The 13,844-nt window shown below is 68.1% G+C and carries 14 protein-coding genes; 5 read left to right on the top strand and 9 right to left on the bottom strand.

Annotation, left to right across the window (positions count from 1 at the left end; genetic code table 11):
- Positions 1-35: 35 nt before the first annotated feature.
- Positions 36-989 (top strand): phosphodiesterase, encoded by a 954-nt coding sequence (locus ACWEKR_RS06610; RefSeq protein ID WP_452353635.1) that lies wholly within the window; start codon positions 36-38, stop codon positions 987-989.
- On the opposite strand, the gene ACWEKR_RS06605 is transcribed toward ACWEKR_RS06610, so the two are convergent.
- The gene (locus ACWEKR_RS06605; RefSeq protein ID WP_452353634.1) at positions 937-2,400 is read right to left on the bottom strand and encodes a stealth family protein; all 1,464 of its coding nucleotides are present in this window, start codon (positions 2,398-2,400) and stop codon (positions 937-939) included. The genes ACWEKR_RS06610 and ACWEKR_RS06605 overlap by 53 nt on opposite strands.
- A gap of 503 nt (positions 2,401-2,903) precedes the next feature.
- On the opposite strand from ACWEKR_RS06605, the gene ACWEKR_RS06600 reads away from it, so the two are divergent.
- The 3 genes from ACWEKR_RS06600 (at position 2,904) to ACWEKR_RS06590 (ending at position 4,628) form a co-directional block, all read left to right on the top strand.
- Positions 2,904-3,359: a flavodoxin domain-containing protein gene (locus tag ACWEKR_RS06600; protein ID WP_452353633.1), complete on the top strand. Its 456-nt coding sequence runs from the start codon at positions 2,904-2,906 to the stop codon at positions 3,357-3,359.
- A gap of 141 nt (positions 3,360-3,500) precedes the next feature.
- The gene (locus ACWEKR_RS06595) at positions 3,501-3,986 is read left to right on the top strand and encodes a hypothetical protein (RefSeq protein ID WP_452353800.1); all 486 of its coding nucleotides are present in this window, start codon (positions 3,501-3,503) and stop codon (positions 3,984-3,986) included.
- 66 nt (positions 3,987-4,052) lie between these two features.
- On the top strand, positions 4,053-4,628 hold the full coding sequence (locus tag ACWEKR_RS06590) for a TerD family protein (RefSeq protein WP_452353632.1): 576 nt from the start codon (positions 4,053-4,055) through the stop codon (positions 4,626-4,628).
- A gap of 77 nt (positions 4,629-4,705) precedes the next feature.
- On the opposite strand, the gene ACWEKR_RS06585 is transcribed toward ACWEKR_RS06590, so the two are convergent.
- Entirely contained in the window at positions 4,706-4,879 is a 174-nt protein-coding gene (locus ACWEKR_RS06585; protein WP_452353631.1) for a DUF397 domain-containing protein, read from the bottom strand.
- Positions 4,880-5,066: 187 nt separating this feature from the next.
- Here ACWEKR_RS06585 and ACWEKR_RS06580 point away from each other — a divergent pair, with 187 nt between their 5' ends.
- Entirely contained in the window at positions 5,067-6,278 is a 1,212-nt protein-coding gene (locus ACWEKR_RS06580) for an MAB_1171c family putative transporter (RefSeq protein ID WP_452353630.1), read from the top strand.
- Between the two features lie 125 nt (positions 6,279-6,403).
- Here ACWEKR_RS06580 and ACWEKR_RS06575 read toward each other — a convergent pair whose 3' ends face one another.
- The 7 genes from ACWEKR_RS06575 to ACWEKR_RS06545 all read right to left on the bottom strand — a co-directional run bounded on the left by ACWEKR_RS06575 (position 6,404) and on the right by ACWEKR_RS06545 (position 13,808).
- Positions 6,404-6,652 (bottom strand): DUF397 domain-containing protein, encoded by a 249-nt coding sequence (locus tag ACWEKR_RS06575; protein WP_452353629.1) that lies wholly within the window; start codon positions 6,650-6,652, stop codon positions 6,404-6,406.
- Positions 6,649-7,191 carry a DUF5753 domain-containing protein gene (locus ACWEKR_RS06570; protein WP_452353799.1) on the bottom strand — a complete coding sequence of 181 codons (543 nt, stop codon included), beginning with the start codon at positions 7,189-7,191 and terminating at the stop codon, positions 6,649-6,651. Before ACWEKR_RS06570 ends, ACWEKR_RS06575 begins: the two co-directional genes overlap by 4 nt.
- Positions 7,148-7,381, bottom strand: a complete 234-nt coding sequence (locus tag ACWEKR_RS06565; RefSeq protein ID WP_452353628.1) for a helix-turn-helix domain-containing protein — start codon at positions 7,379-7,381, stop codon at positions 7,148-7,150. The genes ACWEKR_RS06570 and ACWEKR_RS06565 overlap by 44 nt, the downstream gene beginning before the upstream one ends.
- 116 nt (positions 7,382-7,497) lie before the next feature.
- Positions 7,498-7,821, bottom strand: coding sequence for a hypothetical protein (locus tag ACWEKR_RS06560; protein ID WP_452353627.1), 324 nt, complete (start codon positions 7,819-7,821; stop codon positions 7,498-7,500).
- 66 nt (positions 7,822-7,887) lie between these two features.
- Complete coding sequence (locus tag ACWEKR_RS06555; RefSeq protein WP_452353798.1) at positions 7,888-8,529, bottom strand: MazG family protein; 642 nt, start codon at positions 8,527-8,529, stop codon at positions 7,888-7,890.
- Between the two features lie 155 nt (positions 8,530-8,684).
- A complete protein-coding gene (mfd, locus tag ACWEKR_RS06550; protein WP_452353626.1) occupies positions 8,685-12,296 on the bottom strand; it encodes a transcription-repair coupling factor in 3,612 nt (1,203 codons plus the stop codon).
- 864 nt (positions 12,297-13,160) lie between these two features.
- Positions 13,161-13,808 carry a TetR/AcrR family transcriptional regulator gene (locus ACWEKR_RS06545; protein ID WP_195086030.1) on the bottom strand — a complete coding sequence of 216 codons (648 nt, stop codon included), beginning with the start codon at positions 13,806-13,808 and terminating at the stop codon, positions 13,161-13,163.
- Between the last annotated feature and the right edge of the window lie 36 nt (positions 13,809-13,844).

The following is a 13,844-nucleotide window of genomic DNA, read 5'->3' as shown; positions in this document are numbered from 1 at the left end:
GATGGCGGGCAACCCGCCAGGAGGGATTCGGTCCGGTGGCCATCACCAGAGTCGCGGAGTATCCGCGTCCGGATCACGTGTTGTTCCACTTCAGCGACACACATCTCATCGCGGGCGACGACCCCCTGTACGGCGATGTCGACGCCGACCTGCGGTTACGGCAACTGCTCGAACAGGCCGCGGCGAGCCGGATCCGGCCGACCGCGATAGTGTTCACCGGCGACCTCACCGATCGGGGCGAGCCCGCCGCGTACGCCAAGCTGAAGTCGATCGTCGAGCCATTCGCCAGAAGTGTGCAGGCTCCGATCGTGTGGGTCACCGGCAACCATGACGACCGCGCCGCTCTGCGCGCCCGCCTGCTCGGCGAGTACCCCACCACTTCCCCGCTGGACCGGGTGCATCTGATCGACGGCCTGCGCATCGTCGCCTTGGACACCTCCGTCCCCGGCCACCACTACGGCGAGATCTCCGACGACCAGTTGGAGTGGCTGCGCTCGGTGCTGGCCGAACCCGCCCCGTTCGGCACCATCCTGGCCATGCACCACCCGCCGGTGCCGTGCGTGGCCGATCTCGCCGTCACCGTGGAGCTGCGGGATCAGCGCCGTCTGGCCGACGTGCTGGACGGCAGCGACGTGCGCGCGATCCTCGCCGGGCATCTGCACTTCTCCACCAGCGCGACGTTCGCAGGCATCCCGGTCTCGGTGGCCTCGGCCACCTGCTACAGCCAGGATCTCGGCGTCGCGCAGGGCGGCGTGCGCGGTCGTGACGGCGCGCAGGCCTTCAACTACGTGCACATCTACCCGGACACCGTGGTGCACTCGGTGGTGCCCATCGAACGCGGCAGCACGGTCGGCGCGCCCGCCACGCCGGAGGAGGCGCAGCGGCGGCTGACTCAGGAGGGCATCGTGATCCCGCCCGCCGCGCGCATCCCGCACGTCATGCGGCGCCCTGCGTCGACTCAGGAAGCGGACGGCGAGGCGGTGTGCTGAGCCGTTCCCACGGCGCCGCCTCGGGGTAGTACCCGGCGAGGAAATCCGACACGATCCGCACCCGTTCCGATTCGGCGACCTCCGGAAAACTGCCGTCGTTGAGGCAGAAGAAGTCGACGTCGCGATGGCGCGCCAGACCGTCCAGCCGGGACAGGCCGCTGTAGCTGGTGGTGTCGACATACCGCACCTTCGCCGCCTCCTGCGGCACGGCGCGCCCGGTCAGCATGGCGTAGTAGTGATACAGCGAGTTGGTGACCGAGATGTCGGTGGCCGCCCGGAACCGGCTCGCGCTCGTGCGCGCGAAGTCGGCGGCGAACTCCTCCTCCATCTCCAGCAGCACGCTGCGCCGCAGCGGCACGGGCGTGTGCTCCAGGTGCCGGGTGATGACGTAACCGAAACGATCGGCCAGCAACGCCCGATTGACCCGCGCCGCGTTCTCGAAACCGCTGCGCCGCTCGTTGTTGCCGCCCGGACCGATCCTGGTGTCCGCTTCGATGAACCGGCTCACGCCGCCCGGGGTGAAGAACATCGACGGACGCACCGGCCGCGCGAAGAACATGTCGTCGTTGGAGTACAGGAAGTGCTCGCTGAGCCCGTCGATGTGCTGTAGCTGGCATTCCACCGCGTGCGAATTGAACACCGGCAGACCGCTGACGTCCCGGAAATGGTCCACCGCCCGCACCACGGTCACCTTCGGATGCGCGGTCAGCCAGTCCGGCGGCGTGGAGTCGGTCGCGATGAAGATCCTGCGGATCCACGGCGCGTTCTTGTGCACCGACCGCAGCGCGTACTTCAGCTCGTCGATCTGCCGGATCCTGGCCTCCGCGTCGTCGCCCTCACCGACCACTACCTGGGCGAGCATCCCGGCGCGGCGGGCGCGGAATTCCGGGTCGGAACCGTCCACCCAGGAGAACACCAGGTCGATGTCGAAGCCGACGTCGCCGGGCTGCGGCGCGAACATGTCGGCGAGGGTGGGCCAGGTCCGATCGAACAGCCGCACTTGTGTCTGCTGGACGTCGGCGAGGTCGAAGACCGTCCGGGTCAGCGCGTTCGGGCGCGGACAGGTCACCGTGTCGCCGTGGTATTCCCACAGCTCCAGTTCGACGTGATGCGCCGGATCGTGGTCGCGCCCGAGCCGGAAGACGTTGTGCCGCAATTCCGCACAGGAGAATCCGGCCGACATCGCCGCGGCGGTCACCCGGCGCACCATCGGGCGATGCGCCGCGTCGGCCGCCAGCACGAGCCGGTGCCCGCTGTCGCGCACGAGCAGGAACGGCACCTCCGCGGCCGCCAGCTCCGCGCGCAAGTAGCCGAGATCCTCGATCATCGCCGCGGACACGGCGAAGTTGCTCGCCATGGTCCGCGTCACCATCTCCACCGCCCCCGAGTTCACTGCTCCCCTGTCCGTCATGACTGCCTCCACATCCGTCTGTTCACCGGTTTCCGACTGGTCCGGGGCACCGCGCCGAGCCGCGAGTCCACCGATGCGAGACATCGGCGAGAGCGAACCGCGCCCAGCGCGGTGACATTCAGACGTGGGGAAGGGAGCCGAAGCGGGCGTACGAATTGACCACCTGGCATGCAGACGACTGGTAGACCATTTCGTTTTCACCTCACTCACGGCCGGACGCGCGAAGCGTCATGAATGGAAGCGCTGCACTCGTGGCGGGAACTCGACGGCACGGGCGGCAGCCGCGGAGCCGGACAGTCATCGGCCGGCGGGAAGGTCGGCCCGGAAAACACCGGGCACCCCTAGGAATGATGCAACGCGCCGGAGGTTACGTCAATCGGCGCAGTTGAAACGGCTGCGCTCCGCTCTCTGCGCGGCGACCCATCATCCGGCGACGGCACAGCACACCCGCCGCTATAGTTAGGGTAGGCTCACCATAATCGTGCGGAGAAAGGGTCGTATCGGTGCGTGTCGTCATTCTGTTCGGAACCGAGATGGGCACCGCGGAGTCCGCGGCGGACAGCATCGCCGAGGAGCTGCGCGGCGCCTATGACGTCTCGGTGCACGACATGGCGGACTTCGACGTCGCGGAACTGGACGTCCGCGATTTCCACGTCGTCGTGTGCTCGACCTACGGCGACGGCGACCTGCCGACCGGCGCGGAGCCCTTCGCCGACGCGCTCGACCGCGACGCGCCGGACCTGAGCGGTCTCCGGTTCGCCGTCTTCGGGCTCGGCGACACGGTATACGGCGACACCTTCAACCGCGGCGGCGAGATCATCGCCGAGAAGCTCGCCGACCGCGGCGCCGTCCAGGTAGGTGAGCACGCGCGACATGACGCGTCGACCGAGGTCCGCGTCAGGGACATGGCGCGACAGTGGGCCGCCGCGCTCGACCTCCCCGCGCTGGTCTCGGCCTGACCGGCGGCGGCCGCGGGCCGATGGTCTGCGGAGTGCGGTCCGGACAAAGCGCACAGCGCCAGCGCGCAAGGCGCACAGCGCCTTAGACTGCTATCAAGCGCGGACAGCCCGCCGCGCTCGACGATCCATGAGGTGACGAAGATGGCAGCCGGAGCGAGCCCCGCCCAACGTCAGCACAACTCGACAGATCATCCCGAGCTGGACGTGCTTCCGGAGTGGCCGCTGGAGACGATCGGCGTGCTGGTGACGACCGATCCTGCGCCGCATGCGATTCCGGTGTCCTGGCCGGTGCGGGCCGGTGACCGGCGCATCCTGCTCAGCCTGAAGTACGACCGCGGTTCGCTGGCCCGGCTGCGCGACCATCCCGAGGTGGCGCTGCTGATCCTGGGCGGTGGCAATGTGGCGATGTGCGCCCGGGGGACCGCGCACGTGGTCGCCGAGCAGATGCCCGGCGCCGACGACTACGTCGCCGTCCGCATCGACGTCGACGTGATCGATGATCATCGCCAGTCGGCCTTCGCGGTGGTGCAAGGCATCCAGCGCACGGTGCTCGACGACGGGGGCGAACTGCGCGCGCTGAAGGGCCGGGTCAGCACCCTGCAATCCTGGGCCGACCACCACAACTGAAATCCGCCCGACGTTTTCCGGGCGTATGAAAGAGGCGGCACCGGTGGTGCCGCGCGGAAGGGGATCATGAGCGTCACTCTGGCCAAAGGCGGCAACGTCTCGCTGTCGAAGCAGGCGGCGAATCTCACCAAGGTGTCGGTGGGGCTCGGCTGGGACGTGCGTACCACCACCGGCGCCGACTACGACCTCGACGCCAGCGCGCTCGCCTGCGGACCGAACCTGAAAGTGCTGTCCGACCAGCACTTCATCTTCTACAACAACCTGCGCTCGCCCGACGGTTCCATCGAGCACACCGGCGACAACCTCACCGGCGCGGGGGAAGGCGACGACGAGGTGATCAACGTCGACCTCACCGCCGCGCCGCCGACCATCACCAACATCTTCTTCCCGGTGTCCATCCACGACGCCGACGCCCGCGGCCAGTCGTTCGGCCAGATCCGCAACGCCTTCATCCGCGTCGTCGACGCCGCCACCGGCGTCGAGCTGGCGCGCTACGACCTCACCGAGGACGCGTCCACCGAAACGGCCATGATCTTCGGCGAGTTGTACCGCCACAACAACGAGTGGAAGTTCCGCGCCATCGGCCAGGGGTATGCCTCCGGCCTGGCGGGCATCGCCCGAGACTACGGCGTCAACGTCTGATCGAATTCCCCAATGCTGCCCGGGGTCTTCCGGTCGATGCACACCATCGAATTCCGGAAGACCCGAGCGGCGTCGATTCAGTACCGGCCGAGCTGAGCCCAACCGCTACCGCCTGTGCAGGGGGGTGGATTACGACCGATCGAACTCCCCGCGACTACTCCGACCATGAAGACATCCCACTCGTCAGGAGCGAAGACCAACGCCGGACCAGTGGAGTTCTTCGAGTCGCGGCCGCCGACAACGCCGCGCACCCACCATCGGCTATGAACACTTCGCTACAGACGTCTCCACCGGCCGACGCCGCCTACCCGACGGCCATTAGACCACTCAGGTGCTGCCGATTTCGGCGGGCAGCGAGCAGACTGCGCGATATCCGGCACCTGCCGTGTCCGCACTGTGGTGTCGGTATCGGTCGTCACCGATTTCCACCCGATCCCCTTGCCCCGGATCGCCGATAGGAGCACGCCCGGCTATGGTCCGGTGGTGTTGTCGCCGCTTCCCGGAGTCATCGCTTGGCCGGTGATCGGCTATGCCACGGTCCTGATCGCCGGAAGGCTGTTGCTGTGCAGGGACACGATCGCCGATCAGTTCCTGAATCGGATATTCCTGTGGTGCCTGCTCAGCTTGCTGCTGTTCCGGTGCACGTGGACGTCCGGCGTCACCAGTCTGGCACAGCTGTTGGCCCTCGGCTGCCTGGTCATGATGTCCATGTACATTCTCGGCCTCGCTCAATTTTGGGACGCCGACAGCGATGTGGCGGCGATCTGGCGCCGCCAGCGCACCTACTGCTATATGGCGGTGGTCGCAGCGGTCGCGATACTTGTTGCAGGCGCCCACGCTCGCGCCGCAGGGAGGTCCGTCGATATCGGTCTAGGGCTCCATGGGATGGTCCTCGGGATCGCCTTCGGCGTCCCAATGGCGGTGTGCGCGTCGACGCTGATGTGCGCTGGCCTTCGAGAACTCCGGCGAAGCGAACTAGCGACGGAAAGAATCTTCTGCTTCGCCCAGATAGCCTGCTGCACCTTCATCCTCACCAATCAGGCAGTCTCTACGACGCAGGCACTGACCGGATGGCCCGATCTCGGGCCGCAACTGCCGCGCGTGGAGTTCATCACCGTCGTATGCTTCCTCATCAGCATGACGTTCGCCGCGGTACCGCTGGGGACCTGGTTGATCGAAAGCGGAGGACTGGACCGGAGCGGGCGTGCTTGTCGTCGGCTGCAACCACTGTGGCGCGACCTCACCGCCGCGGTGCCGGAGATCGTGCTGTCACCGGACACCGACGCGCCTTCGCGGACCATTCCGGACACCCGCCTACTTCGGATGACCGTCGAGATCCGCGACGCCCTGTTGCATCTGAGGCCATATTTTCCAGAGGAACTCGACGGTTCGAGCACGAAAGGGGGCCTATCGCATTCGGGTGTAGCAGATTACGCACGACGCCTCGCCCTTGCCGTGCAGGTCAGGCAAGCCGGTGGGCCACCGACTAGTTCGGAGGCGATCCCGCAGCTGTCCTCGGCCGCACGAAATTTCGACACCGACCTGCGGTATCTGCTCGATCTGGCGCAGGCTTGGCCGCACGCTCGCGCCGCGATAGCCGGGGATGAGCCGATCAAGTCGGCCGGTGCATGCGCCAATCCTCGGCTGTGACCGGACGGCGCCGGCCGCGGTTCTTCTCGGCCGGCGTCTTCCGCGGCGCGGATGGTTGCGCAAGGGCGGGTGGCCTCGCGAAAGCATTCCGCGCGGCAGGTCGGTTCGGCCGGATCCGACCGTCTTCATCCGCGCGAGTCGGCCCAGCGTGTGACGCCTGCCGGTCGCGCCTGCGACCGAGAGAACTTACCCTCGACAACGCCGGCGGCAAACGCTTCCCATTCGGCCGGAGAGAAAACCAGCGCGGGGCCTGCGGGACTCTTCGAGTCGCGGACGCCGACACCGCCATCAAGGAACGCGACTTCGACGCATTCCGAGCCGCCGGCGCTGTGCTTACTCTTGAACCACTCAGCCGTGGATAGATCGACCTTCATACCGCCAACTCCCTCGCTACCTGCCGGAGCAGGTGCCTGCTCTGCACCGGGTCCAACGCCGCGCTCTCGGTGGCAGCGAACGCCTTCCGGTACATCCGCTCATCCTGCGCTCGTTCAAGGTACATGTCGCCCGCGTAGCCTTCGAGGAAGACAACCGACGGTGCTAGATTCTCCCCTTTCGAGTCGAAGCCGAAGTCCAGGATCACGTACGGCCCGACGTACAGACCGACGGGAAATCCCGCTGCGAACGGAAGTATCCGCACCTCCACGTTGTCGCGAGTACTCATGTCCGCGATGTGCCGGTGCTGCGCTGCCATCGTCTTCCGGCTTCCCACCAACGTCCTCAGGGCAGCTTCCTGCAGAATCACTTTCAGCGTTATCGGACGCACACGTCGGGTAACGACTGCCTGTCGCTTGATCCGCAGCTGCACTCGCCGGTCCAGTTCCTGGTCCGTATCGTCGGGGAAGTAGATGCGATCGAGAGCTCTCGAGTAGTCAGGGGTCTGGAGGATTCCCGGAACCAGATTTGGGCGGAACATCGTCAATGACGTCGCGGCGAATTCGAGCCCGACGTACATGTTGAAGCTTTTTCGGATCACAGAGTTTGCTCTTACTCCACTGCATCATGGCCGCGACTTCCTCCAGCGTCGCGCCGAGTTCGCTGCGCCCGTCACGCAGGTACCTGCCGAGCTGGCGCTTGGTGAGGGTCGAGCCGCCCTCATCGGTCATGTCTCACACTCCTGCCGTCGTGTTGCCGAGGGATTCAAGCGCTCTCAGCGTGGCACCACGCCTGCGGGTTCGGAGCGTTTCGGTGGGATCCCACCGCGGGATCTCTGGATGGTCGGTCAACCGCAGCAGACCGGGTCGTCGCACGGGTCGCCGACTTCGCTGCCGTACGCCGTGAAGTTCCGGATGGGCGCCAGGACTTGCTCGGTGGTGCCGGCATCCAATGAGGGCGCCGAACCGGCGCTGGGTTTGCCCCAGGCCGACGGGGTGTCGTCGATATCGAAGCGTGGCGCGCCGTCGATGAAAAGGGTCCACAGTGGATGGTCCGGGAAACCGTTCAGCCGCAGGACCCACCACCGGCCGTCGACGAAAGCGGCGACGGGAAATCGGCCGACTCCGGTCCTGTGCCAGTGCGGTCGCGCATGGAGTTCGGGATACGGCATCGTTTCAGTGTCGCTGATCCGGCTCTCGCCTGCCGACGGGTTGCGCCACCGGCGCGACGTGGCAGCCTACTCGTCTTCCTCCGGCCAGAATGCGCGCCAATCCGCTGCGGTCAGCGGAAGGCGTTCGCCGCGGTCCTTTTCCGCCGCGTCCTCCGTCGCACGAATAGCGGCGGCGAAAGTCAGCGTCGATTTGCGGAGCCGTTCCTCGGCGCTTTCCGGACCGCCGAGGTGCACCACTCTGAGCGCTTCGGGGACGAGATCGGACGGGAGACCCGCTTTCGTGCTGCGGGAGACGATCTTCTCGGCGAGGGCCAGGGCGGGCTGGGCCATGGCGATACCGTCCAAGCAGGAGCGGCGGGACTTCTCGGCGGACTTGCGTTCCTCCCACGCTCGTTCCTGGGCGGCGATCTTCTCCGCCACCGACGCGCCGGGATCGACCGCGGCGTCGCCCAGGTGCGGGCTGCGGTTGACCAGCTTGGCGACCAACGCCGCCGCGACGTCGTCGACGGTGAATTCGCCTGCGGCCTGGGCGATCCTGGAATGGAACAGCACCTGCAGCAGCAGATCCCCGAGTTCTTCCTTGATCGTCTCGGCGTCGCCGTCCTGGATGGCGTCGAGCAGCTCGTAGGTTTCCTCGAGCAGATAGGGTCGCAGCGAGTCGTGGGTCTGGGTGACCTCCCACCCGCCGAAATGCCAGAGACGATCCATGACCTCGACGGCTCCGGCCAGTCCCGCCGCGATTACCGCCGTGTCGGTGCGCGCGACCGCGGCACCGTCCGGCGCGGAACGATCCGCGCCGCCGGACGCGCGCCCGGCGGCGCGGTGCCGGGCGGCCCGCAGAATGGACTCGTCGCGAGTCGAACTCATCGCGCCGCCATCTCGGCGGCCACGGTGAGGTCGACCGCGCCCTGCGCCTTCCCGTCCAACGCCAGCAGCAGGTCGGCGACGAACTGCAGCAGCACCACGTCCCGGACGCGCTCGGCCCCGACACTGTCTTCGACACGTGGCAACGGAACCTGCACCACCCCGGACGCGGCACGGTATCCGGCGCTCGGGTAGAGCCGCTTGAGGCGCAACTGCTTGGAATCGGGCAGGTGCAGCGGCGAGATCTTCAAGGTGGTCCCGGTGACGGCGATCTCGGTCACCTCGTACTCGCGGGCGAGCAACCGCAACTTGGCCACCGAGACCAGGCGCCCGACCTCGACGGGCAGCGGACCGTAGCGGTCGACGAGTTCCTCCACGACCTGCGCCAGCGCCGAATCCTCCTGCGCGGCAGCCAGTTTTCGGTACGCCTCCAACCGCAGCCGGTCGCTGGCGATGTAGTCGGGCGGGATGTGCGCGTCGACGGGCAGGTCGATGCGCACCTCCTTGACCTCCTCGGTGGTGATCGGCTTGCCGTCCGCGGCGGCGCGATACGCCTCGACGGCCTCACCGACCAGCCGCACGTAGAGATCGAAGCCGACACCGGCGACGTGGCCGGACTGCTCGGCGCCGAGCACGTTGCCCGCGCCGCGAATCTCGAGGTCCTTCATCGCGACCGCCATGCCCGCGCCGAGGTCGGAGTTCTGCGAGATGGTGGCCAGCCGGTCATAGGCCGTCTCGGTGAGCGGCTTCTCCGGCGGATACAGGAAGTAGGCGTACCCGCGTTCCCGGCTGCGCCCGACCCGCCCGCGCAACTGGTGCAACTGCGAGAGGCCCAGCGCGTCGGCGCGTTCCACGATCAACGTGTTGGCGTTGGAGATGTCCAGGCCGGTCTCGATGATCGTGGTGCACACCAGCACGTCGTATTCGCGCTGCCAGAAACCCTGCACGGTGGACTCGAGCGCGTCCTCGTTCATCTGACCGTGCGCGACCACCACCCGCGCCTCCGGCACCAGATCGCGAATCCGCTTGGCCGCCTTGTCGATCGACGACACCCGGTTGTGCACGTAGAAGACCTGGCCGTCGCGCAGCAGTTCGCGGCGGATGGCGGCGGTGACCTGCTTGTCGTTGTAGGCGCCCACGTAGGTGAGCACCGGGTGGCGTTCCTCCGGCGGGGTCAGGATGGTCGACATCTCGCGGATCCCGGCCAGGCTCATCTCCAGGGTGCGCGGGATCGGGGTGGCCGACATGGTGAGCACGTCGACGTGCGTGCGCAGCGCCTTGATGTGCTCCTTGTGCTCCACGCCGAACCGCTGTTCCTCGTCGACCACGACCAGACCGAGATCCTTCCAGCGCACGCCGGTCTGCAGGAGCCGATGGGTGCCGACCACGATGTCGACGCTGCCGTCGGCCATTCCCTCCAGCACGGCTCGGGCCTCGGGCGGATCGGTGAAGCGCGACAGGCCCTTCACGGTGATCGGGAAGCCCGCGACGCGCTCGGTGAACGTCTGCAGATGCTGTTGCGCCAGCAGCGTGGTCGGCACCAGCACGACGACCTGCTTGCCGTCCTGCACCGCCTTGAACGCCGCGCGCACCGCGATCTCGGTCTTGCCGTAGCCGACATCGCCGCAGACCACCCGGTCCATCGGGACCGGCTTCTCCATGTCCGACTTCACCTCGGCGATGGCGGTCATCTGGTCGACGGTCTCGGTGAACGCGAACGCGTCCTCCATCTCCTTCTGCCACGGCGTGTCCGGTCCGAAGGCGTGGCCGGGCGCCGCCTGACGGGCCGCGTACAACTGCACGAGTTCGCCCGCGATCTCGCGCACCGCCTTGCGCGCCTTGCGCTTGGTGTTGGCCCAATCCGAACCGCCGAGCTTGGACAGGCCCGGCATCTCGCCGCCGACGTAACGGGAGAGCTGGTCGAGCGACTCCATCGGGACGAACAACCGGTCGCCGGGCTGGCCGCGCTTGCTCGGCGCGTACTCGATCACCAGGTACTCGCGGCGGGCGCCGCCGACGGTGCGCTCGATCATCTCGACGAACTTGCCGATGCCGTGCTGGTCGTGCACCACCATGTCGCCCGCGCTCAACGCGAGCGGGTCGACCTGGTTGCGGCGCTTGGCCGGCATCCGCTTGCCTTCGGCCGGCGCGGTGACCCGGTTGCCGGTGAGGTCGGATTCGGCGACGACCACCAGGCCGGCGTCCTCGAACACCAGACCGTCGTGCAGCGAGCCGCACAGCACGCCCACCACGCCCTCGTTCGGCTCGGCGCCCGTCGGCAGCACGGCGGCGGGCACGTCGGCATCCGCCAGCCGCTCCAGGATGCGCTGCGCCGTGCCGTGACCGGCGACCACCACCACGGCTCTGCCGCCGGTGGTGACGTGGGCGCGCAACGAGGCGAACAGGGTCGCCACCAGTTCGTCGGATCCGCGCGCGGCGGGGCCGGGTAGCACCCGCAGCACCACCTCGGACGAATTCCCGGAGGCCAGCGGGCTCAGCGTCCACCAGGGCAGGCCTTGCCGGTCGGCGCTGGCGTGGATCTCCGGCAGCGGGCGGTAGGCGGAGGCGGCCAGGTCGAGGCCGTGCCCGCCGAGCGGCGCGGCGCCGCCGAACGAGGCCGCCGTCCAGGAGGCCTCGAGGAATTCCTCGCCGGTGCGCACCAGGTCGGCCGCGCGGGTGCGAATCTTCTCCGGATCGCACAGCAGCACGTGCGTTTTCTCCGGCAGCACCTCGGTGAGCAGGCACAATCGTCCCGGTTGCAGCACCGGCAACAGCGCTTCCATGCCCTCGACCGGGATGCCCTGCGCCAGCTTCTCCAGCATCTCCACCAGCGCCGCGTCGGCCGCGTTGGCGACGGCGACCTCGGCGGCGCGCTCGCGCACTTCGGGGGTGAGCAGCAGTTCCCGGCACGGCGACGCGACCACCACGTCCACCGTGACGTCCGGCAGCGAGCGCTGGTCGGCGACGGCGAACGGCCGTAGTTCGGTGACCTCGTCGCCCCAGAACTCCACGCGTACCGGGTGGTCGGCCGTGGGCGGGAAGACGTCCAGGATGCCGCCGCGCACCGCGAACTCGCCGCGCTTGCCCACCATGTCGACCCGGGTGTAGGCGAACTCGACCAGTCGCACGAGCAGTTCGTCGAAGTCCAGCTCGGCGCCGACGCGCAGCACGATCGGCTCGATATCGCCGAGCCCGCCCGCCATCGGCTGCATCAGCGATCGCACCGTGGTCACCACCACGCGTAGCGGCGCGGGGAAGTGCGGGTCGTCGGGATGGGCGATCCGGCGCAGCACCTCCAGCCTGCGCCCCACCGTGTCCGCGCCGGGTGAGAGCCGCTCGTGCGGCAGCGTCTCCCAGGACGGGAACTGCGCGACCGCCGGGCCGAGCATCTCCGTCAGCTCGACGGTCAGATCGTCGGCCTCCCGGCCGGTGGCCGTGACCACTACCAGTGGCCGCTCGGCCGCCACCCGCGCCGCGACGAACGGCCGCACCGCCGACGGCGCGACCAACGCGACCGACGAGGTGCCGATCAGCTCCGTGACGGTCCGTAGCGAGGTATCGGCACCAGCCGCGGCGGCCAGTCCCGCCAGCGGCGGACGGTGGGTGGACATCGACAACTCCTGAGCGCAGGCGACACGTTTCGAGCGGCCCACCGAGTCTAGTGAAGCGAGCATCTCGTTTTCGCAGCGCCCGCACCGCGACGCGGCGGCGGTCCAGCGCCCGAGCACCCCTCCGCGCCGCCGCCGTCACACTTCGCGGCCCTCACCCCGCGGCGTGTTCCGGCTGACAGCGGCGGAACCAGGATCGAGCCGCACCGAGAAGCACCCGACCGGGGAAGCCTCGGCGATCCACGCCCAACGCCGACCCGCACCGGGTTCCGAGGAACCGAGACAGCGCCAGCACCGGTTCGTGGCCCGACTACCGCTCATGCCCGTCAGGGAGCCGCAGTCGCCGCACGAGGAACCAGCACACTTGGCGAGCACCCGGGGTAACCCACGCACGCGGCGAGCCCGAGCCCGCTCAGCCGTGCCACCGCGCGCGGCGTAGCGCGAGTTCGAACGCCAACGCGCCCGCGGCACCGCAACCACGCCGTCGGAGCGAAGCTGCTCAAGGGCGCTGCGCGCTCCGCCATGGGGGGAAGTTCTCTTTTCGTGTCAGCGGGACCGAGCACCCACCGGCCGCAGCCCGGCTCCCGTTCGACCGGCCACCACATACCCACCGAAGAAGCAACCGGCCGCAGACCCCGACCGACAGCGAGCCACCACAACCCGCGCACCCCCTGTCATTGAGCCACGGCACCGACGCGCCCGGCGCACCGCAACCACGACTTCCGAGCGAAGCGAGACCGAGCATGCGCGTTCGCGGCCCGGCTCGCGTTCGAGCGGCCGACGCGTACGCGACGAAGGAGCAAGCGGCGGTCGCTCGAACGCGAGCCACCAGGGTGCGAACACGTCGCGACGTAGTCGCGACCGAAATTACGGCACGTAGCGCCGTAGCCGCCTGGCCGCGAACTCCCGGAAGTACGAGAGCTTTTCGGCCGGCACGATGGCCGGGAGCAGGAAGTACCAGGCGCGCTCCATCCGGACCGCCATCTGGTCGATGGACTCGGTGCCGACAGCGATGATGTGCACGCCCGCGGCCATCTCCTGCCACAGCAGCCCGATGACCTCCGCGTCCAGGTCGGCGACGAGGTCGCCCTGGGCGATGGCGCGCTCGGCGAGCAGCCGGTAGGTGTCGCCCCAGTTCTTGGCGATGTTGTCACCCTGGGCGCCGCGGTAGTCGCCGATCTGATGGGTCAGCTTCAGCATGGCGCCGACCATCGGATCGTTCATCGATAGATCGGCGACGACGTAGGTGATGCCGATGCACGCTTCCAGCGCGGGCACCCTGGGATCGAAGAAGCCCTGACACGAGCTGGTCAGTCGCTCGTTGCCCTGGTCGACCACGGCGCGCGCCAGCTCTTCCTTCGAGCCGAAGTGAAAATACAAGGCGCCCTTGGTGACATTGGACTGCGCGATGATCTCGCTCAGGCTCGCATTCGCATATCCCAAGCGCAGAAAGACATCGGCAGCGCCTGCCAGGACGGAGTCGCGGGTGATCTCCGCGCGCGCTTGCCTAGCCATCAGATCCGCCTGTCATCCTAAAAACCAGCCATCCTG

The organism is Nocardia sp. NPDC004573, from assembly GCF_053602135.1.
This window is presented reverse-complemented; position numbering and strand designations above follow the sequence as displayed.

Bases quoted from the DNA above. Each gene is read 5' to 3' on its own strand.
- ACWEKR_RS06555 (WP_452353798.1), bottom strand. From the start codon at position 8,529: ATGGATCGTCTCTGGCATTTCGGCGGGTGGGAGGTCACCCAGACCCAC.
- ACWEKR_RS06545 (WP_195086030.1), bottom strand. From the start codon at position 13,808: ATGGCTAGGCAAGCGCGCGCGGAGATCACCCGCGACTCCGTCCTGGCA.
- mfd (WP_452353626.1), bottom strand. From the start codon at position 12,296: ATGTCCACCCACCGTCCGCCGCTGGCGGGACTGGCCGCCGCGGCTGGT.
- ACWEKR_RS06605 (WP_452353634.1), bottom strand. From the start codon at position 2,400: ATGACGGACAGGGGAGCAGTGAACTCGGGGGCGGTGGAGATGGTGACG.
- ACWEKR_RS06575 (WP_452353629.1), bottom strand. From the start codon at position 6,652: ATGAAGGTCGATCTATCCACGGCTGAGTGGTTCAAGAGTAAGCACAGC.
- ACWEKR_RS06560 (WP_452353627.1), bottom strand. From the start codon at position 7,821: ATGCCGTATCCCGAACTCCATGCGCGACCGCACTGGCACAGGACCGGA.
- ACWEKR_RS06590 (WP_452353632.1), top strand. From the start codon at position 4,053: ATGAGCGTCACTCTGGCCAAAGGCGGCAACGTCTCGCTGTCGAAGCAG.
- ACWEKR_RS06595 (WP_452353800.1), top strand. From the start codon at position 3,501: ATGGCAGCCGGAGCGAGCCCCGCCCAACGTCAGCACAACTCGACAGAT.
- ACWEKR_RS06570 (WP_452353799.1), bottom strand. From the start codon at position 7,191: ATGTTCCGCCCAAATCTGGTTCCGGGAATCCTCCAGACCCCTGACTAC.
- ACWEKR_RS06565 (WP_452353628.1), bottom strand. From the start codon at position 7,381: ATGACCGATGAGGGCGGCTCGACCCTCACCAAGCGCCAGCTCGGCAGG.